General features: G+C 64.9%; 1 protein-coding gene. It reads right to left on the bottom strand.

All coding sequences use genetic code 11. The features are described 5' to 3' along the window. Positions 1–121: 121 nt before the first annotated feature. Positions 122–1,498: an aminotransferase class V-fold PLP-dependent enzyme gene (locus tag MJ783_RS10470; RefSeq protein WP_239310202.1), complete on the bottom strand. Its 1,377-nt coding sequence runs from the start codon at positions 1,496–1,498 to the stop codon at positions 122–124. Positions 1,499–1,596: the final 98 nt, after the last annotated feature.

Genomic DNA, 1,596 nt, shown 5'->3' with positions numbered 1-1,596 from the left:
TTTTTCCAGCCCGGAGAGCCATCCCCACCCCCGAGACAGCCCCACCGACAACCCACAACACCCCGGTTCGGGGCTCTCCCCCGCCTCGGTTCTCCTGCTCGATGCGCTCGGGCGCGGCCGGTCAGGCCATGGTCTCCAGGATGGCGGCGATGTCCGCCGGCTCGGTGCACGGATTGATGATCGCGAAGCGGGTCACCGTCTCCCCCTCGTGGACGGTCGGGGTGACGAAGGCGAAGCCTGACTGCAGCAGCTTTTCCGTCCACTCGTAGTATGTCTGCGGCGGCCAGTTCAGACGCCGCAGAACAACCACGGAAAGCTGGGGTTCACGCACGAGCTCCACGTAGGGCAGCGCCCGGATCTGCTCTGCCGCGGCGCGGGCGGTGGCCAACGACTTCTCGACAGCGGCACTGTACGCACGGGTACCGTGCACCGCGAGCGAGAACCAGAAGGGCAGGCCGCGCGCCCGCCGGGACAGGCCGATCGCGTAGTCCGCCGGGTTCCAGGCGTCTGGGGACTCCAGGACCTTGAGGTAACCCGCCTTCTGCGCATGTGCCGCGCGGGCCAGCGCTGGTTCCCGGTAAATCAGCGCGCAGGCGTCGAACGGCGCGAACAGCCATTTATGCGGGTCGACGATGAAAGAATCCGCCGCCGCCACACCGGCAAAAAGATGACGGACTGATTCCGCGGCCAACGCGGCCAGCCCGTAGGCACCGTCCACATGTACCCAGATACCACGTTCACGGGCTACTTCGACAATACCTCGAATATCGTCGACAATACCGAACTGCGTGGTACCGGCTGTTGCCACGACCGCGAAGACCGTGTCCGACACAGCGGTACCGGCAAGGTCCAGTGCCTTTGCCAGGGCAGCGCCGGTGAACCGTCCATCGGGGTCCGTCGGAACAACCAGGACGTCGACACCCATAATCCGGGCGGCGGTCTCGATCGAGGAATGTGCCTCAGAACCGCAGACGACGCGCCACGCTATGGGCCCGGTGTTGGGACCTGTCGCCCGGTGCCTGGCCTGCTGCGCCGCGTGTCTGGCCGTGACCAGCGCGGAAAGGTTACCAACCGTCCCCCCCTGGACGAAGACACCGCCGGCCTGGAGCGGGAAACCGGCCAGCTCGGCCAGCCAGCGTAGTGCCTGGTTTTCCGCGTAGACGGCGCCAGCGCCCTCCAGCCAGCTGCCCGCGTATACCGAGGAGGCTCCGACAACAAGATCGAACAGGACTGCGGCCTTGGTGGGAGCCGCCGGGATGAACGAGAGGTTGCGTGGATGATCGACCGAAATGCAGGCCCTGGACAAGAGCGTGTCGAAAAGGTCGAGCACCGCGACGCCGCCCATACCGTCGGGAGTTATGGTCTCGCCCACCGTAGCGGCGAGGTCCGCATGTGACCGGGAGCCGTCCAGCGGGACCGGATGCATACGCAGGCGCTCCCGCGCATAGTCAACAATAGCCTGGGTCAGATCCTCGCTATCCCTGTCATAACGATGCACGGAACAGATTATAGCCAGCCGCACCTGACAATAGAGGCCGAATATCACGGCGAAAATATGTGCATTTCATGTGCATTGACGCACAGCCGGAAACATGC

Source organism: Protofrankia sp. Cj3, from assembly GCF_917627355.1.
Classification (GTDB): Bacteria; Actinomycetota; Actinomycetes; order Frankiales; family Frankiaceae; genus Protofrankia.
The sequence above is the reverse complement of the archived record's forward strand: the minus strand, read 5'-3'. Positions and strand labels throughout refer to the sequence as shown.